The organism is uncultured Rhodoblastus sp. (assembly GCF_903903185.1).
Taxonomy (GTDB): Bacteria; Pseudomonadota; Alphaproteobacteria; order Rhizobiales; family Beijerinckiaceae; genus Rhodoblastus.
This window is the reverse complement of the sequence record NZ_CAIUXT010000013.1, coordinates 1-21,967: the sequence shown is the minus strand read 5'-3', so window position 1 is coordinate 21,967 and position 21,967 is coordinate 1. Positions and strand designations below refer to the sequence as shown.

Below are 21,967 nucleotides of genomic sequence, written 5' to 3'. Positions count from 1 at the left end.
GTAATCGCGCCGAAATCCCCAAGAGCGCGGCGCGAGGAATTCGGGGACTGGATTCGAATTGCGCAAGCATGGCCTTTTCAGGCGAGGCGCGCGCGATGGGGCGCAATTCGTTTCCTGTCCCCGAACTCCGGGTTTGTTAGCAGCAATGCTGCAATTTGGGGATTTGGTAAGGTGTCACCGCAACGAGACCTCGGTCAGGCAAGGCTGACGGCGTTCTTGCGGCGGCCTCGGGACAGGCCGGCGAGCGCGAAGCCGCCGACGATCATCATCGCCCAGGTCGAGGGTTCGGGCACCCCGGTCGGCAAGGCGTTGCCAATTCCGTTGCTCAAATGGATCGAATAGTCCGCGAAGCCTGGATCGATCGAGATGATCGGATCGGCATAGGCGTGGGCCGAGAGCCCCTCTGCGACTGTATAGATGTAGATCCCATTCGCGCGGCCATCGGCGATCGCAGACACATGCAACGACCCTGACCAAGAACCGACGAAGGGCTCCAGCCCATTAAGGGTGCTAACATAAATTCTGTCTTGGTCGAATGCGTTTACCCGCAGTTCTGCGTAGGCGCCGGCATTATCGCCATGTACCGGGTCGGGCGTGGAGTCGCCGGATAAAGTTCCGGTGATGGAAATAGGGACGAGCGCAGTGCTGTCGGGACCGGTGACGCTGAAATAGTAGAAGATCGTTGCGCTGTTCGTTGAATGAAAGGCTGAGGCCTGCAAGACGACCGCCGGCCAGCTCGTGATGCTGACTGTGCCGCCCGGGCCGCTATAGGCGAGCGGCGGAGTGGCGACGAGTTGCCCGTTATGAACGATCAGATATTCAGCGTCGATGTATTCATAGGGGTACCCCTCAGGGGAGATGATCGTCGACGCCTGCGCCGGCAAAGCCAGCGCCGCGCAACCCAGCAATGAGGTCGCAAGCAAAATTCCGCGATTGCACATGTCCAATGTCCCCCTTAACGTTAACTCTACCGATCGGCGGCCAGCGCGAACACCCGCATTTTTAAGGGTTCAAGAATAAACTTTCGTCGCGTCGGAAACACGGGCATAACAGAGCGCCGAGCGACGGGGGCTCCGCTTCCTGGGGGATGAACGGACTTTGACGCAGCAACCGCGTGCGTGGGCTTGCGCGCTTGCGCCAACATCGACGATCTCGCAACTGCGTTTTCCCGCCTGATCGCTGCGCTCAAATTGACAGGTTCGGCGTGTGGCATGGTCACAGGTTCGCTCGCGCTGAGCGCAAACCCGACCCACTTTCGCAATTGGGACGCGGGCTGGCTTGCGCTTTATGACGCCGAAGGTTTTCTGCGGATCGATCCCCTCATTCGATGGCCGATCGTGTCTGGCGAACCCGGCGTCTGGTCGGAAATTTACGCCCATTTTCCCCCGCGCGACCCGGGGCGCAAGGTTCTGCAAGCCGCGAAAGACTTCGGTTACCATGAAGGTTATGTGACCCCCGTGCGAACGCGGGAGGGGGCGATCGGCTTCGTTTCCGTCGCGGGTGGGCGGAGAGCCGGTTTCCGATCACGCGAGCGCATCTATCTCGAGGTGATCTCCACAACGCTTTTGCGTCATGCCGAGGCGCTCTTGGCGCCGGATCGAACGGGCTCCATGCCGGCCCCGCTGAGCATGCGCGAACAGGAATGCATCAGCCTGCTCCGGCAGGGGCTGACCGACGGCGAGATCGCGAACGTGTTGCGCGTGTCCGCGGCGACGGTTCGCGGGCACCTCGATCAGGCGCGCTCGAAGCTTGGCGCCAGGAATCGGACGCACCTTGCGGTCACGTTCTTGTCCGGACCGGGCCAGTCCGGCGGCTAGGTTCGGTTGCTGACATTGAATACCGGGGTTACGAGGTTACGAGGTTACGGTAACACTTTACCAAATCCCCAAATTGCAACATTGCCGGTCGCCAACACGGAGTTCGGGGACAGGAAACGAATTGCGCCCCATCGCGCGCGCCTTGCCGACGCCCGCCATGCTTGCGCAATTCGAATCCAGTCCCCGAATCCTCGCGCCGCGCATTTGCGGTTCCGTTGGCGCCTCGCCAAATCCCCAAGGTCCCGTTGACATTTTGCCAAATCCCCCGACCGCTCCCGACGACCATGACCGCGCGGTTCGATCCGCCGAATTCCTCGCGCCGCCCCTTTGACCGAGGTTTTTCGGGTTCACCTCAGTGGTTTCGCTCCGCCTTCGCTCGGCAATTCGGCGAACCTGGACGACGGGCGTTTTCCCTGCTCCTCATCGCCCCAAAAAACATTGCACATTGCGCGCCAAATGCACATATAATTGGTGCGTCTGGCGTGGGTTTCGATCATGGACACGATTGGCAAGGCGACCCGGCTCATTGGTCTGAACATGAGCAAGGAAAAGCAGGGGGGCGAGAACGCCATTCCAGCGGGCGGGACCGTTTCGTCCGATGCCGGCTTTTCGGACGCAAGGGGGCTTCTCCGGATCATCCGCGAGGGCTTTCCCGCCGCAACCGTCGCATTCATTGTCGATAGCGGACGCCTCAGCCCGGTCGAGGTCGACCGCGTGGTGCTGCCGCGCAAGACCCTGGCCAACCGCAGGAAGGTCGGAACATTGACGGCCGAACAATCCGACCGTCTGTTGCGCGTCGCCCGGATCATCGCTGCCGCCGACGAGGTTTTTGGCCATGCGGAGAAGGCGGACGCGTGGCTGCGACGGGCGACCTCCGCGCTCTCGGGCGAAAAGCCGCTCGACCTGCTCGACACCGAGGAAGGCGCGCGCGAGGTCGAGACGCTGCTGACGCGCATTGGTCACGGCATCGCCGCCTGATGTTTTCAGGATGGCGCATCTGCCGCCGGCCGCATGCGGATCTGAGCGGCGAAGGCGCCCGCCTCGTGGGAGGCCGCTGGAACAGTCCGGGACAGCCCATGATCTACATGGCGGCGACGCCGGAATTGGCGGCGCTTGAGGTGCGCGTCCATCTCGATCTGCCGCCCGACCTGATCCCCGACGATTACGTCCTGATGCGCGTCGATCTCGACGGTCTCACCATTGAGGCTATCTCCATTCTGCCGGCCAACCCGGCGGCGTTCGGCGACCAATGGCTCAGGGAAAAGCGGACGCCCGTGCTGCGCGCGCCTTCCGTCCTGATGCCGGAATCGACCAATCTGCTGGTCAATCCGCTCCATCCGGCCGGCTCAGGCCGCATCCACGCCATCCGCGATTTCGCTTTCGATCGCCGGCTGTGGCTGCCGCTGAGGTAAGAGTTTCCCGCTCGCGGTGAGGTTGGCGCCTTACCAAATCCCCAAATTTCAAAATGCCGGTTACGGACCCGGAGTTCGGGGACAGGAAACGAATTGCGCCGCGTCGCGCGCGCCTCGACGACGCCTGCCAGGCCTGCGCAATTCGATCCAGTCCCCGAATTCCTCGCGCCGCGTCTTTGACCGCGATTTTTCGGGTTCGCTTGGTCGGATTCGCTTTCGCGGTCTCGCTTGCGCCCTCCCCCTTGCCCTGATAGGTTCGAAAATTCCAAGCCATGGGGTGCTGCCCTTTTTTAAAAAAAGTGCGCGGCTGAGATCAAACCCATCGACCTGATCTGGATAATGCCAGCGCAGGGAAGGCAGGCGGCGATTCCGCGTCTCTTTCTTGCGATGATAATGGGCGCGAGCCCGGGGAGAGCGCGATGAACGTCCATTCCAAATCGGTCCCGCAGCCGGAAAGCGTCACGCAAGGGCCCCTGCCCGGCTCGCGCAAAATCTACATTTCCCCCGCCTGCGCGCCGCAATTGCGCGTGCCGGTGCGCGAAATCCTGCTCGATCCTTCGGCCAAGGAGCCGAATCTTCGCGTCTACGATCCCTCCGGCCCCTATACCGAGAGCGATCTCACGGTCGATCTCGCCGCCGGCCTGCCGCAGATCCGCGAAACCTGTCTGAGCCTGCGCCAGGGGCTTGAGACCTACGAAGGCCGCCCGGTCAAGGCCGAGGACAATGGCAATCTGTCGAGCGAGGCGCTCGCGGCGCCCTGTCCCGCCAAGCGCATCCTTCGTCGAGGCGTTGATGGGGCTTTGGTCACTCAGCTTGAATTCGCCCGGGCCGGCGTCATCACCGAAGAGATGATTTACGTCGCCCATCGCGAGAATCTTGGCCGTGAGGCGGCTGTCGCCGGCGCCGCCGCGCGCCTCGCCGATGGCGAAAGTTTTGGCGCCGAGATCCCGGAGTTCTGCACGCCCGAATTCGTGCGTTCGGAAATCGCGCGCGGGCGGGCGATCATTCCGGCCAATATCAACCACCCCGAACTGGAGCCGATGATCATCGGCCGCAATTTTCTGGTGAAAATCAATTCCAATATCGGCAATTCCGCCGTCACCTCCTCGGTCGCCGAGGAAGTGGAAAAAATGGTCTGGTCGATCCGCTGGGGCGCGGATACCGTCATGGACCTTTCCACCGGCCGCAATATCCACAATATCCGCGACTGGATTCTTAGGAACGCGCCGGTGCCGATCGGCACGGTGCCGATCTATCAGGCGCTCGAAAAGGTCGGCGGCGACGCCTTGAAGCTCGACTGGGAAGTGTTCAAGGACACTTTGATCGAACAGGCCGAACAGGGCGTCGATTATTTCACCATTCATGCCGGCGTGCGCCTCGCCTATGTGCCGCTGACCGCAACCCGCGTCACCGGCATCGTGTCGCGCGGCGGCTCGATCATGGCGCGCTGGTGCCTTTCCAAGCACAAGGAGAGCTTTCTCTACGAGAAGTTCGACGAGATTTGCGACATCATGCGCAAATATGACGTCTCGTTCTCGCTCGGCGACGGCTTGCGGCCCGGCTCCATCGCCGACGCCAATGACGCCGCGCAATTCGCCGAACTGGAGACGCTCGGCGAACTGACCAAGGTCGCGTGGGACAAGGGCTGCCAGGTGATGATCGAAGGCCCTGGCCATGTGCCGATGCACAAGATCAAGGAAAACATGGACAAGCAACTGCGCGAATGCGGCGAGGCGCCCTTTTATACGTTAGGCCCGCTGACCACCGACATCGCGCCGGGCTATGACCACATCACCTCGGCCATAGGCGCGGCGATGATCGGCTGGTTCGGCACCGCCATGCTCTGCTATGTCACGCCGAAGGAACATCTGGGCCTACCCGACCGCGACGACGTCAAGACCGGCGTCATCACCTATCGCATCGCCGCCCACGCCGCCGATCTCGCCAAGGGCCATCCCGGCGCGCGGCTGCGCGACGACGCGATGAGCCGGGCGCGGTTCGATTTCCGCTGGAACGACCAGTTCAACATCGGGCTCGACCCCGATACGGCCCACCAGTTCCACGACGAGACCCTGCCAAAGGAGGCGCACAAGGTGGCGCATTTCTGCTCGATGTGCGGCCCGAAATTCTGCTCGATGAAGATCACGCAGGATTTGCGGGTTGAAGCCGCCGCCATGATCGCGGCGGAAAAGGGCATGGCGGAAAAGAGCGCCGAGTTTCTGGACAAGGGTGCGAAGCTTTATCTGGAGACGTGAGGGTAGTAGTCTCCTCTCCCCGTAGACGGGAGAGGAGGCGGCCAGCGATCCAGCCGCAAGCGCTCATGCCGCCTCGGCTTCCCTTGCCTCGGGCTTGGCCTCGACCGGCGCCATGACGCCATTGGCGCCCATCGAGAAATCCCGGCCGCGCCAGTGGACCTGGCCGGGGAAAAAACTGACGACAAACACCGCAAAACTCAACAGATCGCGCAAAGGCGACAGCAACAGGGCGTGCGCGAGGCCGGGGAAGCGGCGGTCGACCTCGTCCTGAAGCGTCAGCCGGCACAGGAGCGCGCCGAGGGTCAGGATCACGCCGGTCGGCGCGAAACCGCCAGACAGCAGGGCGAGCAGCGCCCAGGCCAGCGGAAAGGTCACCGCCGAGCCGATATAGCCGAACGGATTAAGCGAGCGGATGGTGCGCGCCCAGCGCATTTCGCGCCGCCAGAGCTGGAGCAAAGACGTCTCCGCATGGGCGTGGCCGACCGCGAAATCGGCGAGAACCACTTTCTGGCCGATGCCGCGCACCGCCTCTCCCAAAGCGTAATCGTCGGCCAACTGGTCCTCAATGGCGCGGAATCCGCCGATGGCTTCGAGCGTGGCGCGGCGCAGTGCGATGGTCGCTCCGATACAGGGATTGGCCATTTTCAGGGTCACGCCGGCGACGACATTGGGCAGGAAACCGTAATCGACCCACATCGCGCCAAGGCTCGACCACAGGCCAGCCATTGGCGCGCCGCGATAAAGACAGGTGACAAGGCCGACACCGGGCTGCGCGAGAGCTTTGGCGAGCCGGGCGAGATAGTCGGGCGCAACCTGGATGTCGCTGTCGGCCAGCACCACGATGTCATGCTCGATGCGGCGCGACATGTTGATCAGATTGCCGACCTTGCCATTGGCCCCGTGCCGCGCCGGATCGACCGCCAGTTCCGCCGTCATGCCGGCCGGCGCGCCGTCGATCTTGCCGGCGCGCAGCGCGTTGACGATCTTGCGAGCGACCGCGGCGGCCGGGTCGTCCGCGTCGTGGACGCCGAACAGGATCTGCACAGGGCCGGCATAGTCCTGCCGGCAAAAGCTCGTCAGATGTTCGAGCAGGCCCGGTTCGTCGCCGTAGAGCGGCTTGAGCACGGTGATGGCGGGCGCCGTCGCAGCGACCGAAGGCGCGCCGGCGCGCGGAAAACGGCGCAGGCTATAGATCGAAAACAGCGTGTAGAGACAGGCGGCGATGGCCAGGCCATAAAATACCGGCGCCAGCGGGGTCACGTCGATCAATTCGGCCCATTCGAACCAGGATTCGTCCATCAGTCCCATTCCCGGATCGTTGCGTCAGGCAAGATCAGTTTGTTATGTCAGGGCAGTTGGTCATGCAAGATCGTTTTGTGATGCAAGATCAATATGTCAGACAAGCGTCCCTGCATTGCCGCAAGCTTAAAGGCGCCGGCGAAAACGCCCCCCGCCGACCATCCGCCCAAGGCGCTGCGCCGATCCAGTCCTTGGCGAGAATCAGCGATGATGACACCACAGTTTCCCCGCCGCGCGAAGGGATTTTCGCGTAAGTTTCGCAACGCTTGCCGCTGAAACCGTCGAAACGCGCGCCGGAGGCGGCGACAGAATCGCCAAACGCCTGCTGCCGCTTCGCCCGACGAACGCCGCCTGACTCGCCGCCAGGACCGGAAAAGATCGCCGGTCAGAGGCCATGCGACTCCTCCTTGGCCGAGAGGCCGCCGCGCGGCAAGAAGTCGCCGAAGCCCGCCCCCTCCATCCGCCGCCAGATCCACAGGCCGGGCGCGCCGCAAAGGAAATCAGGGATGCGCTTGGTCAGCGACAGAGCTATGGCCGTCGGCGAGCCGATGCCGAAGGCGGCGCAAAGGGCGATGAAGCCGCCCTCCTGCACGCCCCAGGCGCCGGGAATGAGGAAACCCGCCGCCTTGACCGCATGGCCGAGGCTCTCGATGGTCAGCGCCGTGGCGAAGGAGCGCGGATCGCCGAGCAGCGACAGCGCGAGCCAGATTTCCAACACGCCGATAAACCAGGTCGACATATGGATGCAGAGCGCGGTTGCAAGGCCGGAGCGGCGGCGCAGAATCTCGCGCAAGCCCGCGCGCAAGACCGGGAGGCCGCCGAGCGAGGCCCAGCCGGTGCGTTTTTCGACGCTTTCGGCCAGACGGTCGAGCCATTTCATGCCGAGCAGGCGCGGCGCCAGCCAAAAACCCGCCAGCGCCGGCGCCATCAACAGCAGGCCGAAACCGACGGCGTAGGATAATTCGCCCTGGGCGCCGCTGTGAAACAGCAGGATCACGCCGATCAGGGTGAAGGCGACCTGGGTGACGGTCTGCGCGAGCAGATCGAAAATGACGCTGGCGGCGGCGACGCCGCCCGCCACGCCCCGGTTGCGCAAGAGCCGCGCGCCCAGCAGATCGCCGCCGACCTGAGCCACCGGCAACAGCGTATTGATCGATTCGCGCACCCAGCGCAATTTGCAGAAGACCCATGGCGCCGGGCGCGGCCGCGACAGCAGCGCCCGCCAGGCGAAGCCGGCCAGAAAGGTCTGGGCCAGACGGATCGCCGCCAGCAACAAGGCGCCATAGCCGATGGAGGAAAAGGCGCGCGCGACGTCTCCCGCGCCCTCGTAAAAGGTCAAGGCGGCGAAAAGCGTCAGCCCCAGCAGCAGGGCCATTCCGGCGGCGGTTTTCATCGCTTTCGCTTTAGACTGCTTTTTTGATTCTGTCAGCGGGACCATCGGCAAAAAGCCTGATGTGTCACCCGAAAGGAACAGTTCTTTCCTCGGCGCGCGTTCGCCGGCGCATCATTTTCGCGGCGGTTTTGCAGGCGCCCGACCGGCGCGAGAAAAGGCGTCGGCGAAGGCGTTGCCGCCGGATGGCGCGTCCGGCGGCTTGCGCGGTTGGGCTTTGTCCGGCGCTCCTCGCGGCTTGTTGTCGAAAGCGCCGCCGCGTGGAGGTCTTGTCTCGAAGGCGTCGTCGAGCCGCATCGTCAAGGCGATGCGTTTGCGCGCCGCATCGACCTCCAGCACCTTGACCTTGACCACGTCGCCGGGTCTGGCGGCCTCGCGCGGGTCCTTGATGAAGGTCTTGGACATGGCGGAAATATGCACCAGCCCGTCCTGATGGACGCCGATATCGACAAAGGCGCCGAAGGCCGCGACATTGGTCACCACGCCTTCGAGCACCATGCCGGGGCGCAGGTCGGAGAGTTTCTCCACCCCTTCCATGAAGGAAGCGGTCTTGAATTGCGGACGCGGATCGCGGCCGGGCTTTTCCAGCTCCTTCAAAATGTCGGCCACGGTGAGGGCGCCGAATTTGTCATCGACGAAATCCTTGACCGAAAGCGTCCGCAGCGTTTTGGCGTCGCCGATCAGCAGGCGAATGTCGCTCTTGGTCGCCGCCAGAATCTTGCGCACAAGCGGATAGGCTTCCGGATGGACCCCGGAAGCGTCGAGCAGATCGTCGCCGTCGCGGATGCGCAGGAAGCCGGCGCATTGCTCGAACGCCTTGCCGCCGAGCCGCGCGACCTTTTTCAGCTCGGAGCGCGAGCGGAATTTTCCGTTGGCGTCGCGATGGGCGACGATGCCGGCTGCCAGACCTGGCCCCAGCCCCGAAACCCGCGCCAGAAGGGGCGCCGAGGCGGTGTTGAGATCGACGCCGACGCCGTTGACGCAATCCTCCACCACCGCGTCGAGCGAGCGCGACAGTTTGAATTCGGCGAGATCGTGCTGGTATTGGCCGACGCCGATCGATTTGGGATCGATCTTGACCAGTTCCGCGAGCGGGTCCTGCAGGCGCCGCGCGATCGACACCGCGCCGCGCAGGGTGACGTCGAGATCGGGCAATTCGCTCGATGCAAAAGCCGAAGCCGAATAGACCGAGGCGCCGGCTTCCGACACCACGATCTTGGTCAGTTTGAGTTCGGGCAGTTTTTGCGCCAGCTCTAGCGCGAGCTTGTCGGTTTCGCGCGAGGCCGTGCCATTGCCGATGGCGATCAGTTCGACCTTGTGGCGCCGGCACAGCGCGCCGAGCGTGGCCAAAGCCTCGTCCCAGCGCCTTTGCGGTTCGTGCGGATAGATCACCCCGGTATCGACGACTTTTCCGGTGGCGTCGACCACCGCGACCTTGACCCCGGTGCGAAAGCCCGGATCGAGCCCGAGCGTCGCGCGCGGTCCGGCGGGAGCGGCGAGCAGCAGATCGCGCAGGTTGCCGGCGAAAACCTTGACCGCCTCGTCCTCGGCGTTCTGCCAAAGCCTCGCGCGCAGATCGACCGACAGCGAAATCCTGATCCGCGTGCGCCAGGCCCAGCGCACGCAATCGGCGAGATATTTGTCGCTCGCGCGACCGCAGTCCTTTACCGCGAAACGCGCGGCGATGGCGCGCTCATAGGCGGCTTCGCCCTCGGCCTCCGCCTGGGCTGCGCTTTCCGGCTCGAGCGACAGATCGAGAATCTCCTCCTTCTCGCCGCGAAACAGCGCGAGAATGCGGTGCGACGGCAATTTCGCCAGAGGCTCGAAAAAATCGAAATAATCGGAAAATTTGGCGCCGGTTTGCGCCTTGCCGTCGCGAAGTTTCGAGACGATGCGGCCCCGGCTCCAAAAACTTTCGCGCAAAAAACCGATCAACTCGGCGTTTTCGGAAAATTGCTCGACCAGAATGGCGCGCGCGCCCTCGAGCGCTTCCTCGGGCGTCTTGACGCCTTTTTCCGCATCGACGAAATTTTCGGCGCGCTGGCGCGGGTCCTGGGACGGGTCGGCGAGAAGTTGCGCGGCGAGCGGACCGAGACCGGCCTCGCGGGCGATGGTCGCCTTGCTGCGGCGCTTCGGCTTGAAGGGCAGATACAGGTCTTCGAGCTTGGCTTTGGTTTCGGCGCCAAGCAGCGCCTGTTCCAGTTCCGGCGTGAGCTTGTCCTGGGTTCGGACCGATTCGACGATCGCCGCGCGGCGCTCTTCCAGCTCGCGCAGATAGCGCAGCCGTTCCTCCAGATGGCGCAGTTGCGCATCGTCGAGCGCGCCGGTGGCCTCCTTGCGATAGCGGGCGATGAAGGGCACGGTCGAGCCGGCGTCGAGCAGTTCGACGGCCGCGGCGACCTGCCGCTCCTCGACTTTCAGCTCCTCGGCGATACGGCGCGGAATCGAAATCATCGGCGGCTTTCAATTTTTTGAGAAGGACGCGCTTTTACCGCCTGTGGCTTCGGGCGTCAAAAGCCGCGCGGTGGATAAAGTCATGAGGCGCCGGGCCGGACGTTTTGAATCCGGTTTGATCTTGGCGGCGCGGGGCCGCCATGGCGTTTGCTTTCGAAGCTGTCCGAGCCCTTCAGGCCCGATCGTTATCGCGGGCTTTTCGCGCACCCCTCGCCATCCGCAATTCGTCGCCCGCGCGATATAGATGAAGCGGGCGTGGGTTCGTCCGGGCGCGGCGCAAGACACCATCGGGGAAATGGCGTCCAAATCGGGAAATTAAAGCCGAAACCAGTTGATGGCGGACATCAAATCGGGTGGTATTGCGGCTTGAAGCGCGCTGTCCGAATTCCAGCACAGCCGCGAAACGCCGATCACGCTGACAAGCAAACAAGCCGTTTTTTTCAAAGCGCTCTTAACCTGTTCATGGAGAGATCATGATTGAAATATCCTATATTAGCGCTGCGACAAACCCAATGTCGACCCAGGACTTGCTGGATCTGTTGCAGAAATCCCGGGAAAATAACGCCAATAATGGCATTACCGGAATGCTTCTCTATGGCAATGGCGCTTTTCTTCAGGTTCTGGAAGGAGACGAGCGGGTCGTTGACGCCCTCATCGCCACTATTCGAAAAGATCCGCGTCACACCAATCTCAAAATGATCTACCGCAAGAATATCGAGCGACGCCAATATTCCGATTGGACCATGGGGTTCAAACATATTTCCGAAAAGGAATTGCAAAACGTCGAGGGTTTGCGGGATTTCAGCGAGAAGGATTTCAGCCCCGATTACCTGTCGCAGCACATCGCGGTCGTGCAGAGCCTGATGAATCACTTCCGCAAGGAGCACGTCAAGCCGACAGGGCATAGCGAACTGGGCCTCGACGAAGAAGACCGCATGATGAATGTGCTTCATCATATCATTCGGGGCGCTGTCCGTGTATTGTCGATCCTGATGGTCATCACCATCGTCTGGGGCGTCATCGATGTTATTTCGGCGCTTTATTTTCAGGTATTTCTGCCCTCTTTCGAGGGCCTGCACGTCCGCGACATCTTTGTTGTATTCGGATCGTTCCTGGCGGTGCTGATCGCCATCGAAATTTTCCTGAATATCACGCTCTACCTGCGCGACGACGTCGTTCATGTAAAACTGGTGGTCGCCACGGCGCTCATGGCGATTGCAAGAAAAGTAATCATATTTGACTTTGAAAAGATTCAGCCAATGTATATTCTGGCGACTGCGGCCGTCGTTCTGGCGCTGGGCGTTGTGTACTGGCTCATGGAGCAAAAAACGGTCTGGGGAGTTGAACATCGTTCGGGAAAACAGGATGAACACCGATCCTGACGGGCTCCTGACCGATCCGATGGCGCGCTCCGCCGGCCAATCGAGCGCCCGGCCTTAAAAAAACGATGTCCTTCAAAACTTCCGCGCCAGAAATTCGGCGATTTGCGGCGCAACCGTTTCGATATGCAAAATGCCGTTGTAATGGCCGTTGGGGCCGTGAATCTCGCCGGTCTCGACGTGGACGCCATTGACCCGCAACACGGCGGCGGTGTCTTGAATCCATTCGGGGCGGAAAACCTGATCCTCGGGCGCGTAAAGCATCAGCGTCGGCGCCTTGATCCGCGACAGGCCCTCAACAACGGTTTTCGCGCCGGCGCCGGCGCCGGGAAGATAGGTCTGGTTGGCGCGCACCAGATAAAGCAGGTGATTGGCGTCGGCGGCGTCGAGCCGCGCGCTGGCGATCTCCGCCACCCGCTGCTCGACGGCGAAGGGCGTCGCCGCCACATCGGCGGGGTCGCCGCCAGGCGCCAGAGCGCGGCCGCCGCCCGGACCGTCCGCCCAATCGCTGTGCAGCGCGTGCAGCGTCACCAGCCGCAACGAGGCCTCCAACCCGGCGCGCGGAGGCGGTCCATCGTAATAATCGCCGCCGCGCCAGGCCGGGTCGAGCTTGATCGGCTGCGCCCACATCGACAGCCAGGCGGTCAGCCAGCCGCCGAAAGTCGGCGCGGCGATGGTCGGGACGATGCGCCCGACGCATTCGGGATAGGTTGCGGCCCAGTCGAAGGTCTGCAAGCCGCCCATCGACGGCCCCATCACCGCGTGCAGGCGCTCGATGCCGAGATGGTCGAGCAACGCCTTCTGCACCCGGATGAAATCGCCGATGCCGACGGCGGGAAAGCGCAACCCATAGGGTTTTCCGGTCGCCGGATTGATGCTGGCGGGCCCGGTGGTGACGACTTTCGGGTTATGGAAGTTGAGATTGACCAAAGTATCGACGCTAATGACGAACCAGCGGTTGGTGTCCACCGCCTTGCCGGGCCCGATGATGGCGTCCCAATAGCCGGGCAGCGGATCGTCGGGCGCGTAACGGCCCGCGGCATGGCTGGAGCCGGAGAAGAAATGCGCGACCAGAATGGCGTTTTCGCGCGCCGCGTCGAGCGCGCCATAGGTCTCGTAGCCGACCGCGACATTTTCGAGCGTCGCGCCGCCCAGGGTCCGCAAGCGCGCAAGCTCGAAACGCTGTTTGACAGCAAGGATTTCGTCAGCCATGAACTTCTATCCTTAAAACAGATCTGGCGCGGGCGCGTGGCGCGTATCATATGCGCGTGATGGAGTTTTCTCGAGTTCGCGGTTGTCGGCGCCAATCGATCGTCCAGGCGTCGCGTCAATTTTTCCGAGCAATCCGACTTCGCAGCAAGTTCGCTTTTCGACTGGCGATGATGCCAGAAAGTACAATGGCGGGGGAAGTCCTTATGTTGCATTGCAACATAAGGAATGATGGAAATTCGTCGCGATGGTATTCGCCGTCGCCCTTTCCGGTCTACCAGAGGTTCAACCATGAGCATGGCCAAATTGAATCAGGCCAAAACCGGCAATGGCCGCGCCCACGAGGAACCGGCGGCGGAATCTTTCCCGGTCGGCGCGCCCGCGTTTCGGGACGACGGCGGCGAAACCGTGTTCGCGCGCCAGATCCGCCTCGCCTATGGCCTGTTGCAGACGGCGATGGAAGAAGCCGCCGAAGCCGCCGAAACCAATAATGTGAAAATCGTCTCCGAGCTCGAGGAATTGCAGGCGCGCGCGATCCGCTCGATCCAGGACAGCGCGCTGGCGACGCTCGATCTGTTCGAGGCGATCGGCGCCGCCCAGTCGCCGGGCGAACTCGCCGGTCGCCAGATCGAGCTGGCGCGCCGCCAGCGCGAGACCGCCAGACGGCGGCTCGGCGATTTCTTCGATTCGGCGAAAACCGTGGTTTCGATGGTCACCGATCCGCTCAACCGGCAATTGAACGCCTTTTCCGGCGTGCTGGCCGCCGAGCGCGGTCCCTCGGAACCCGGCGACAGCCTGCTTTCGCGGCTCAACAAACTGACCGCGCGGCAAAAGCGCGTGCTGGAATTGCTCGCCGAAGGCCTGCCGAACAAGGTGATCGCGCATCGGCTCGGCATCAGCGAGACCACGGTCAAGGCGCATGTCGGCGAAATCCTGCGCAAGCTGAAGGTTTATAACCGCGCCCGCGCCATCGTCATGCTGGCGCAATTCGACATGGGCCAGATCCGTTCGCTGCCGCTTTCCGACAGCGGCGACAACGAATAACATCGAAACTCGGAGGTCCTGACCTACGCGTTTCGATCAGGAGCGAATGCGACGCCGAGCCGATGCGAGGGATTCCATAATCGCGACCTGTCGCGATTATGGAAAGTCGACAGAAGCCTTTTCAGCCGCGTCCGGCGTTCAGCGCCCGCGTCGCCGCCTCGATTTGTTCGGCGGCCTCGTTCATCGCCGCGCTCGCGTCGAGCGCCCATTGGCGCCGCAGCGTTTCCTCGCGTTCCGCCTGCGCCCGGGCCTGGTCCAGCCGATCATCCGCTTCGCCCAGCTTTTTCTGCGCGCCGAACAATTCATCGGCGAGCGTCAGCGCGGCCATGACGACGATGCGCTGGTCGCCGATCTCGCCGAAACTGAGCCGCAGCTCGGCGATCTTGGCGTCGAGCGCCAGGGCGAGCGATTCGATATGCGCCTCTTCGCCCTCGCCGCAATTCATGCGATAGGTGCGCCCGGCGATGGTGACGACGACCTGAGCCATTCAGCCCTCCCGCGCCGGATCTGAACCCGGCTTAGGGTTATGTTCCGGGTTCTGTTCCGAGCCCGGCTCCGGACCGTGTTCCAGATCGTGTTTCAAGTCGCGTTCCAGGTCGCGTTCCGAGTCCCGTTCCAGGTCGCGTCCCAAGTCGCGTTCCAGGTCGCGTCCCAAATCCCGTTCCAGGTCGCGTTCCAGGTCGCGTTCCAGGTCGTGTTTCAAGTCGTGTTCCAAATCGCGTTCCAAATCGCGTTCCAAATCGCGTCCCCTGTCGCGTTCAAGGTCGCGTTCATGGTCCCGTTCATGGTCGCGTTCCAGGTCGGGCTTCAAGTCGCGTTCCGGGTCATGTTCCGAACCCGACGCGGTTTGCGGGTCCGAGCCAGAATCGGCGTCCGGATCGACGCCCCGATCGGCCGCGATCACCGCGCGCACGGTTGCGCGGGCGCGTTCGATCCGCTGCGCCGCCTCCAGATTGGCGGCCTCCAGCAAGCGCGACCGGCCCGACGCGGCGTCGAGTTCCTGCGCCAGCCGCGAGCGGTCTTCCTGCAGAACCGAATATTCGGCGACCTGGTCGGCCTGTTCGAGGACAAGCTCATTATGCCGGCTCAAGGCCTGGTCGAGCCCCTGCAGCGCCGCGCGCAATCTCGAGCGCGCCGCGCTCAACAGGAGTTCCGCCGCCGGATCGGCGGAACAATCGGATGAAATCGGTTCGGGCGGCGATGAGGACAAGGGCTTAAGACTTTCGGATCGAATCCAGGACGATCGACAGTGACACCTTAGCATTGTCGCCGTTTTCGCCAAGGGGGCGCAAGAAGCCGGCGCGCGAAAAGGCGCGCAAGACGCTGGCGCGGGACGCGGGCGCGTTGACTAACGGGCCCGACCTGATATCAACCCGACTATTAGCGCACTGCACACAAAAAAGAAGACGGAGCCCGATATATGAGTCAGGTCAGCCACGCCAATGCAAGTTTTCCGGTCCCCGCCGATTATCGCCGCCCGTCCCCCCGCCCTGCGGCCTTGACGGGCGTCGGCCCCGGCAAAGCGGCGGTGAATAATTCCGCCGGCGCCTCCGCCGCGCAACACCTCTTCACGAGAGGGGCTTACGAGATTTCGCCGGCCTCGGGCCCGGCCAAGGTCAGCCTGTTCGCCGCCGGCCGGGCGGTCGAAGTCGCCATCGAAGCGCAAAAGCGTCTCGAAGCCGAGGGGACGCCGACGCGGGTGGTGGCGGTTCCCTGTTTCGAATTGTTCCTGCGGCAAGACGAAGCGGTTCGGCGCGCCGTGATCGGCGACGCGCCGGTGCGCGTCGCCGTGGAGGCCGGGTTCGCCCTGGGCTGGAGCCTTTTCCTTGGCAATGCGGGAACTTTTGTCGGCATGCCCGGCCTCGACCCCGGCGCGCCAAACAGGAAACGGGACGAACATTGCGGCGTTGACGCGGGGGCCGTTGCGCAAGCCGCGCGAAAAGGCTTAAATCGGGTTCGATAGCTTGGGCGTGGCAAACCCGGCAGAGGTTCGGGTCATGTCCGTCCGACCCGGAAAGCGCCTCAAAAAAACAAAGAAAAAATAAAACGCCGCATAAATGAAATCGCCAAAATACAGTCGTAAATTTTCGTCCCAGGAAACCTGTCCAAGGAGCGCAACACATGACGGTGAGAGTTTTTGTTAACGGATTTGGCCGCATCGGCCGCAATGTCCTGCGCGCCATCATCGAATCCGGCCGCACCGACATCGAGGTCGTCGGCATCAACGACCTTGGACCGGTCGAGACCAACGCCCATCTGCTGCGGTACGATTCCGTGCATGGCCGCTTTCCGGGGACGGTCACGGTCGCCGGCGACACCATCGACGCCGGAACCGGCCCGATCAAGGTGTTCGCGATCAAGGACCCTTCCGCCCTGCCGCTCGCCGCGCTCGGCGTCGATATCGCGCATGAATGCACCGGCATTTTCACCGCCCGCGACAAGGCGGCGACGCTTCTTTCCGCCGGCGCCAAGCGCGTGCTGGTCTCCGCCCCATCGGACGGCGCCGACCTCACCGTGGTCTATGGCGTCAACCACGACAAGCTGACCAAGGATCATCTGGTCGTCTCCAACGCCTCCTGCACCACCAATTGCCTCGCTCCCGTGGCCAAGGTGCTCAACGACGCCATCGGCATCGAAAAAGGCATCATGACGACGATCCACTCCTATACCGGCGACCAGCCGACGCTCGACACCATGCACAAGGACCTCTACCGCGCCCGCGCGGCGGCCCTGTCGATGATCCCGACCTCGACCGGCGCGGCCAAGGCCGTCGGCCTGGTGCTGCCGGAACTCAACGGCAAGCTCGACGGTTTTGCTTTGCGCGTGCCGACGCCGAATGTCTCGGTGGTCGATCTGAAGTTCATCGCCAAGCGCGCCACCACCAAGGAAGAAATCAACGCCGCGATCAAGGCTGCGGCGGAATCGGGCCCGCTCAAGGGCATTCTGGGCTTCACCACCGAGAAGAACGTGTCGAGCGACTTCAACCACGATCCCCGTTCCTCGATCTTCCACACCGACCAGACCAAGGTGCTGGACGGAACGATGGTGTCGATCTTGTCCTGGTACGACAATGAATGGGGCTTCTCGAACCGCATGGCGGATACTTCCGTCGCGATGGCCAAGCTGATCTGAGCCTTTTTCCAGGCGCGCTCCCCTCGGGGCGCGCCTGTTTCCTTTAAATTTTTCCCCCTATCGAGGCCGCCATGTCCGGTTTTCACACGCTCGACTCCGCCGATCTGAAGGGCAAGCGCGTTCTGGTCCGCGTCGATCTCAACGTGCCCGTGGAAAACGGCAAGGTGAGCGACGCGACCCGCATCGAGCGCATCCTGCCCACATTGCGCGAAATCGCCGACAAGGGCGGCAAAGTCATTCTTCTCGCCCATTTCGGCCGGCCGAAAGGCGGGCCGGACGAAGCCAATTCGCTCAGGCCCATCGCCGCCGCCCTGGCGGAGCATCTCGGCCGCCCGGTGGCTTTCGCCTCCGATTGCGTCGGCGAGCCGGCGCGCGCGGCCATCGACCGTCTGGCCGAGGGCGACTTTTTGCTGCTCGAAAACACCCGTTTCCACAAGGGCGAGGAAAAGAACGATCCGGCGCTGGTCGCGGAACTGGCGGCGCTCGGCGACGTTTATGTCAATGACGCCTTTTCCGCCGCCCATCGCGCCCATGCCTCGACCGAGGGACTCGCCAGGAAACTGCCCGCCTTCGCCGGCCGCGCCATGCAGGCCGAGATCGAGGCTTTGTCCAAGGCGCTCGACCATCCGACCCGCCCGCTCGCCGCCGTGGTCGGCGGCGCCAAGGTTTCCTCCAAGCTCGAACTGCTCGGCAATCTGACCAAGAAAGTGGATTTCCTGATCATCGGCGGCGGCATGGCCAATACTTTCCTCGCCGCGCAGGGCAGACGAGTCGGCAAGTCCTTGTGCGAAAACGACCTGCTCGCCACGGCGCGCGAAATCCTCAATAACGCCGGCGCCAACAAGTGCCGGATCGTGCTGCCGGTCGACGTCGTGGTCGCCAAGGAATTCAGGGCCCATTCGCCTTCGCGCGTCGTCGGCGTCGATGAGGTCGCCGACGATGAGATGATCCTCGACGCCGGCCCGCGTTCGGTGGCGGAAGTCGAGGCCCTGCTGGCCACGGTCAAGACGCTGGTGTGGAACGGACCCTTCGGCGCCTTCGAACTGGAGCCTTTCGACGCCGCGACCAATGCGGTGGCGCGCGACGCGGCGCGGCTGACCGGCGAGGGCAAGCTGTTGTCGGTCGCCGGCGGCGGCGACACGGTTTCGGCGCTCAACCACGCCGGCGTCGCGGAACAATTCACCTATGTATCTACGGCGGGCGGCGCCTTTCTTGAATGGCTCGAAGGTAAGGTCCTGCCGGGAGTGGAAGCGCTTCGCGCCTGAACGGATTTCGGAAAACTGGGAGAAAACTGCATGGCCCGCATAACCCTTCGACAGCTTCTCGACCACGCCGCCGAGCACGATTATGGCGTGCCCGCCTTCAACATCAACAACATGGAACAGGCGCTGGCCATTCTGGTCGCCGCTTCCGAAGTCGACGCGCCGGTGATCATCCAGGCCTCGCGCGGCGCCCGGCAATACGCCAATGACATCATGCTCAAGCACATGATGGACGCGCTGGTCGAAATCTATCCGCAGATTCCGATCTGCGTGCATCAGGACCATGGCAACAGCGCCGCCACCTGTTTTTCCGCCATGCAGGCGGGCTTCACCTCGGTGATGATGGACGGCTCGCTCAAGGCCGACGGCAAGACCCCCGGCGACTGGGATTACAATGTCGGCATCACCAAATATGTCGCCGATCTCGCGCATCTGGGCGGCATTTCGGTCGAAGGCGAATTCGGCGTGCTCGGATCGCTCGAAACCGGCGAAGGCGAGAAGGAAGACGGCCATGGCTTCGAAGGCAAGCTGTCGCATGACCAATTGCTGACCAATCCCGACGATGCGGTGAAATTCGTCAAGGCGACCAAGGTCGACGCGCTGGCCATCGCCATGGGCACCTCGCACGGCGCCTATAAATTCTCGCGCAAGCCCGACGGCGCCATTCTGGCGATGAACGTGATCGAGGAAATTCATCAGAAGGCGCCCGGCCTGCACATGGTCATGCACGGCTCCTCCTCGGTGCCGCAGGAGTTGCAGGACATCATCAACAAATACGGCGGCAAGATCCCGCAGACCTGGGGCGTTCCGGTCGAGGAAATCCAGCGCGGCATCAAGCATGGCGTGCGCAAGATCAACATCGACACTGACAACCGCTTGGCCATCACCGGCGCGATCCGAAAAGTCTTCGCCGAAAATCCCGCCGAATTCGATCCGCGCAAATATCTGAAACCCTCCAGCGACGCCATGACCAAGGTCGTGCGCCAGCGGCTGGAGGAATTCGGCACGGCGGGCCAGGCCTCGAAGTTCAAGCGCGTCTTCACGCTCCCGGAAATGGCCAAGCGTTACGCCGCCGGCGAACTCGACCCGGTCGCCGCCTGAACGGCGCGCGGATTCGCGCATCGCGCTTTTATCAATGGGGTTGCGGCTTGCCGCAGCCCCATTTTTGTCATTCTATTCGGGCTAATGCGCCTAAAGTTCTCCGTCGCCATCTGACTGAAAGTCCATGACCGACTTCATCAAACCCCGCCTTTACCTGATCACCCCGCCGGTCGCCGATGCGGAGAGCTTTGCGCCGGCGCTCAAAGCCGCGCTCGACGCCGGCGATGTCGCCTGCGTGCTGTTGCGCTTCGCCCCGCCCGACGAAAACGCCCGCAAGAAGATTGTCCGCAGTCTCGTCCCGCTCACGCAGGATTGCGGCGCGGCGCTGCTGCTGCCCAACGATCCGCAGCTCGCCGTTCGCGCCGGCGCCGATGGCGTCCATGTGACCGGGCCGGGCGAACAGCTCGACGCGGCGCTCGACAGCCTGAAGCCCGACCGCATCGTCGGCGTCGGCGGTCTGGCCGACAAGCAACAGGCGATGACGGCGGGCGAACTGGACGTCGATTACCTGATGTTCGGCGATCTCGACCCCGGCGGCGAAAGCGCGGAATCGGTGTTGGAGCGCGCGTCGTGGTGGGCGGAAATCTTCAATGTGCCCTGTATCGCGGTGGCGCACGATCTTGGCGAAGTCGCGGCTCTGGCGTTAAGCGGCGCCGAATTCGTCGCCCTTGGCCCGGGGGTCTTCGACGACCCGCGCGGCCCCGCCGCCGGCGTGACGCAGGCGCAAGAAGCGCTCGACCGCATGGAGGCGCGAACTTGAGGTTTCGGCGAAAGATCGGGCTTGCCGTTGTCGCCGCGCTGCTGGCTGCCGCGCCCGCGCGCGCCCTGTCGCCGGACGCGCCCGACATCGCCTTCGGCGCCTATCAGCGCGGGCTCTATCTGACCGCTTTTCAGGAGGCGATGAAACGCGTCGACGCCGACAAGAAGGACGCGGCGGCGATGACGCTGGTCGCCGAATTGCTGTCGCAGGGCCTCGGCGCGCCGCAAAATATCGAGGAAGCCAACCATTGGTACCGGCTCGCCGCCGACCTCGGCGACAAGAACGCCCAATTCTCGCTGGCCATGGCCTATCTGACCGGCAAGGGCGCGCCCAAGGATGTCAAGGCGGCGACCGCCCTGCTCGAACAGGCGGCGGCGCAGGACCATCCCGGCGCCTGGTATAATCTCGGCATCATCGCGCTGGAGGGCAATGGCGTCGCGTCCGATTTCGTCAAGGCGGCGGCGGATTTCCGCCGTGGCGCGGCGCTTGGCTTCGGCGAAGCCGAATATTCGCTCGGCCTGCTGTACCGCGAGGGGCGCGGGGTCGAGAAAGATCCGAAACAGGCCGCCTACTGGCTTTCGCGCGCGGCGAAGGACGAGGACCTTGCCGCCCAGGTCGAATATGGCATCATGCTGTTCAACGGCGACGGTATTCCGGCGGACGAGGCCGGCGGCGCCAAATGGCTGGTGCGCGCCGCCAATCGCGGTAATCCGGTAGCGCAGAACCGCCTCGCGCGCCTGCTGTTTGCCGGACGCGGGCTCAAACAGGACCGCGTCGAAGCGATGAAATGGCACATCCTCGCCTCTTCCGCCGGACTGCGCGACCCCTGGCTCGACGAGGAATCCAAAAAGCTCACCCCGGCCGAGCGACTGAAGGCCGAACAGGTCTTGCGCGCGTTCATGGGCGCCTGAAGGCGGCGGCGGGCGGCATGGGCGGGGAAACCAGGCCTCGCGGATGGGAGCCGAGGAGGCGTCCACGCGGGCAGCAACGTCCTGCTGCGGGGCGATATGTCGATGGATATCGCCTTGGCCGCCTGCCCGGAAGCCTCGACCTGATACAAACCAAACCCCGCAGAACGCCGCTTATCTTTTGTGGGAAACTGTTCAGACAACCGGGACCATCTCTGCCGATCCGGCAGCCGCTGCCTGACGCGTTCGGCGTGAATAGATTGGAGGAAGCGTCATCGCACGTCCTTTTTTGTCCATGAGCGGGGGCGGATTGCGGCCAGCAGCCCGCTGGTAGCTGCTAAAACTGATCGCGCGATGGAATGGCCGAAAGTTATTACGCTATGGCTCGATCTGAGCGACGGTGCCTTAGAGCAATCCCCGGCTAACCTGACGCATATCCGTCGTGAGCGAGATAATTTGCGCATTCTTGGGGTGTGAACTCGTCAAGAACGACGCCAATCCGGTCCCACAGTTTATCGACCGTTCGCTCCTTGGCCTTGCGCAGC

The 21,967-nt window shown here is 63.2% G+C and carries 19 protein-coding genes, 1 pseudogene and 1 riboswitch; of the genes and pseudogenes, 12 read left to right on the top strand and 8 right to left on the bottom strand.

Going from position 1 to position 21,967, the window contains the following annotated elements:
* Positions 1–194: 194 nt before the first annotated feature.
* Positions 195–941 (bottom strand): PEP-CTERM sorting domain-containing protein, encoded by a 747-nt coding sequence (locus QZY01_RS00780; protein WP_294532195.1) that lies wholly within the window; start codon positions 939–941, stop codon positions 195–197.
* A 177-nt stretch (positions 942–1,118) separates the two neighbouring features.
* On the opposite strand from QZY01_RS00780, the gene QZY01_RS00775 reads away from it, so the two are divergent.
* The 4 genes from QZY01_RS00775 to thiC all read left to right on the top strand — a co-directional run bounded on the left by QZY01_RS00775 (position 1,119) and on the right by thiC (position 5,484).
* On the top strand, positions 1,119–1,817 hold the full coding sequence (locus QZY01_RS00775) for a LuxR family transcriptional regulator (RefSeq protein WP_294532192.1): 699 nt from the start codon (positions 1,119–1,121) through the stop codon (positions 1,815–1,817).
* A 495-nt stretch (positions 1,818–2,312) separates the two neighbouring features.
* Entirely contained in the window at positions 2,313–2,795 is a 483-nt protein-coding gene (locus QZY01_RS00770) for an antitoxin Xre/MbcA/ParS toxin-binding domain-containing protein (RefSeq protein WP_294532190.1), read from the top strand.
* Positions 2,795–3,229 (top strand): RES family NAD+ phosphorylase, encoded by a 435-nt coding sequence (locus QZY01_RS00765; protein ID WP_294532188.1) that lies wholly within the window; start codon positions 2,795–2,797, stop codon positions 3,227–3,229. The genes QZY01_RS00770 and QZY01_RS00765 overlap by 1 nt, the downstream gene beginning before the upstream one ends.
* 263 nt (positions 3,230–3,492) lie before the next feature.
* Positions 3,493–3,600, top strand: a riboswitch (TPP riboswitch).
* Between the two features lie 48 nt (positions 3,601–3,648).
* The gene (gene thiC / locus QZY01_RS00760; protein ID WP_294532186.1) at positions 3,649–5,484 is read left to right on the top strand and encodes a phosphomethylpyrimidine synthase ThiC; all 1,836 of its coding nucleotides are present in this window, start codon (positions 3,649–3,651) and stop codon (positions 5,482–5,484) included.
* A gap of 63 nt (positions 5,485–5,547) precedes the next feature.
* Here the strand turns inward: thiC and hpnI are convergent, their stop codons facing one another.
* The 3 genes from hpnI to QZY01_RS00745 form a co-directional block, all read right to left on the bottom strand.
* Positions 5,548–6,783 (bottom strand): bacteriohopanetetrol glucosamine biosynthesis glycosyltransferase HpnI, encoded by a 1,236-nt coding sequence (gene hpnI, locus QZY01_RS00755; RefSeq protein ID WP_294532183.1) that lies wholly within the window; start codon positions 6,781–6,783, stop codon positions 5,548–5,550.
* A 385-nt stretch (positions 6,784–7,168) separates the two neighbouring features.
* Positions 7,169–8,176: a flippase-like domain-containing protein gene (locus QZY01_RS00750; RefSeq protein ID WP_294532180.1), complete on the bottom strand. Its 1,008-nt coding sequence runs from the start codon at positions 8,174–8,176 to the stop codon at positions 7,169–7,171.
* A 111-nt stretch (positions 8,177–8,287) separates the two neighbouring features.
* Positions 8,288–10,627: a Tex family protein gene (locus tag QZY01_RS00745; RefSeq protein ID WP_294532177.1), complete on the bottom strand. Its 2,340-nt coding sequence runs from the start codon at positions 10,625–10,627 to the stop codon at positions 8,288–8,290.
* A gap of 473 nt (positions 10,628–11,100) precedes the next feature.
* Between QZY01_RS00745 and QZY01_RS00740 the strand changes: the two genes are divergently transcribed.
* Positions 11,101–12,009, top strand: coding sequence for a phosphate-starvation-inducible PsiE family protein (locus QZY01_RS00740; protein WP_294532175.1), 909 nt, complete (start codon positions 11,101–11,103; stop codon positions 12,007–12,009).
* A 72-nt stretch (positions 12,010–12,081) separates the two neighbouring features.
* Here QZY01_RS00740 and QZY01_RS00735 read toward each other — a convergent pair whose 3' ends face one another.
* Complete coding sequence (locus QZY01_RS00735) at positions 12,082–13,218, bottom strand: homoserine O-acetyltransferase (RefSeq protein WP_294532172.1); 1,137 nt, start codon at positions 13,216–13,218, stop codon at positions 12,082–12,084.
* A 288-nt stretch (positions 13,219–13,506) separates the two neighbouring features.
* On the opposite strand from QZY01_RS00735, the gene QZY01_RS00730 reads away from it, so the two are divergent.
* Complete coding sequence (locus QZY01_RS00730) at positions 13,507–14,259, top strand: LuxR C-terminal-related transcriptional regulator (protein ID WP_294532169.1); 753 nt, start codon at positions 13,507–13,509, stop codon at positions 14,257–14,259.
* Between the two features lie 121 nt (positions 14,260–14,380).
* Here QZY01_RS00730 and zapA read toward each other — a convergent pair whose 3' ends face one another.
* Entirely contained in the window at positions 14,381–14,746 is a 366-nt protein-coding gene (gene zapA / locus QZY01_RS00725) for a cell division protein ZapA (RefSeq protein ID WP_294532166.1), read from the bottom strand.
* Positions 14,747–15,403 (bottom strand): DUF4164 family protein, encoded by a 657-nt coding sequence (locus QZY01_RS00720; protein ID WP_294532165.1) that lies wholly within the window; start codon positions 15,401–15,403, stop codon positions 14,747–14,749.
* A gap of 276 nt (positions 15,404–15,679) precedes the next feature.
* Between QZY01_RS00720 and QZY01_RS00715 the strand changes: the two genes are divergently transcribed.
* The 6 genes from QZY01_RS00715 to QZY01_RS00690 all read left to right on the top strand — a co-directional run bounded on the left by QZY01_RS00715 (position 15,680) and on the right by QZY01_RS00690 (position 21,425).
* Entirely contained in the window at positions 15,680–16,222 is a 543-nt protein-coding gene (locus tag QZY01_RS00715; RefSeq protein ID WP_294532163.1) for a transketolase C-terminal domain-containing protein, read from the top strand.
* A gap of 158 nt (positions 16,223–16,380) precedes the next feature.
* Entirely contained in the window at positions 16,381–17,391 is a 1,011-nt protein-coding gene (gene gap / locus QZY01_RS00710; protein WP_294532161.1) for a type I glyceraldehyde-3-phosphate dehydrogenase, read from the top strand.
* A 71-nt stretch (positions 17,392–17,462) separates the two neighbouring features.
* Positions 17,463–18,656 (top strand): phosphoglycerate kinase, encoded by a 1,194-nt coding sequence (locus tag QZY01_RS00705; RefSeq protein ID WP_294532160.1) that lies wholly within the window; start codon positions 17,463–17,465, stop codon positions 18,654–18,656.
* A gap of 30 nt (positions 18,657–18,686) precedes the next feature.
* Positions 18,687–19,754, top strand: coding sequence for a class II fructose-bisphosphate aldolase (gene fba / locus QZY01_RS00700; protein WP_294532158.1), 1,068 nt, complete (start codon positions 18,687–18,689; stop codon positions 19,752–19,754).
* Between the two features lie 124 nt (positions 19,755–19,878).
* Positions 19,879–20,514, top strand: a complete 636-nt coding sequence (locus QZY01_RS00695) for a thiamine phosphate synthase (protein WP_294532156.1) — start codon at positions 19,879–19,881, stop codon at positions 20,512–20,514.
* The gene (locus tag QZY01_RS00690; protein WP_294532153.1) at positions 20,511–21,425 is read left to right on the top strand and encodes an SEL1-like repeat protein; all 915 of its coding nucleotides are present in this window, start codon (positions 20,511–20,513) and stop codon (positions 21,423–21,425) included. Before QZY01_RS00695 ends, QZY01_RS00690 begins: the two co-directional genes overlap by 4 nt.
* A gap of 418 nt (positions 21,426–21,843) precedes the next feature.
* Here QZY01_RS00690 and QZY01_RS00685 read toward each other — a convergent pair.
* Positions 21,844–21,967, bottom strand: a pseudogene (locus tag QZY01_RS00685) (IS630 family transposase); the annotation flags it as partial.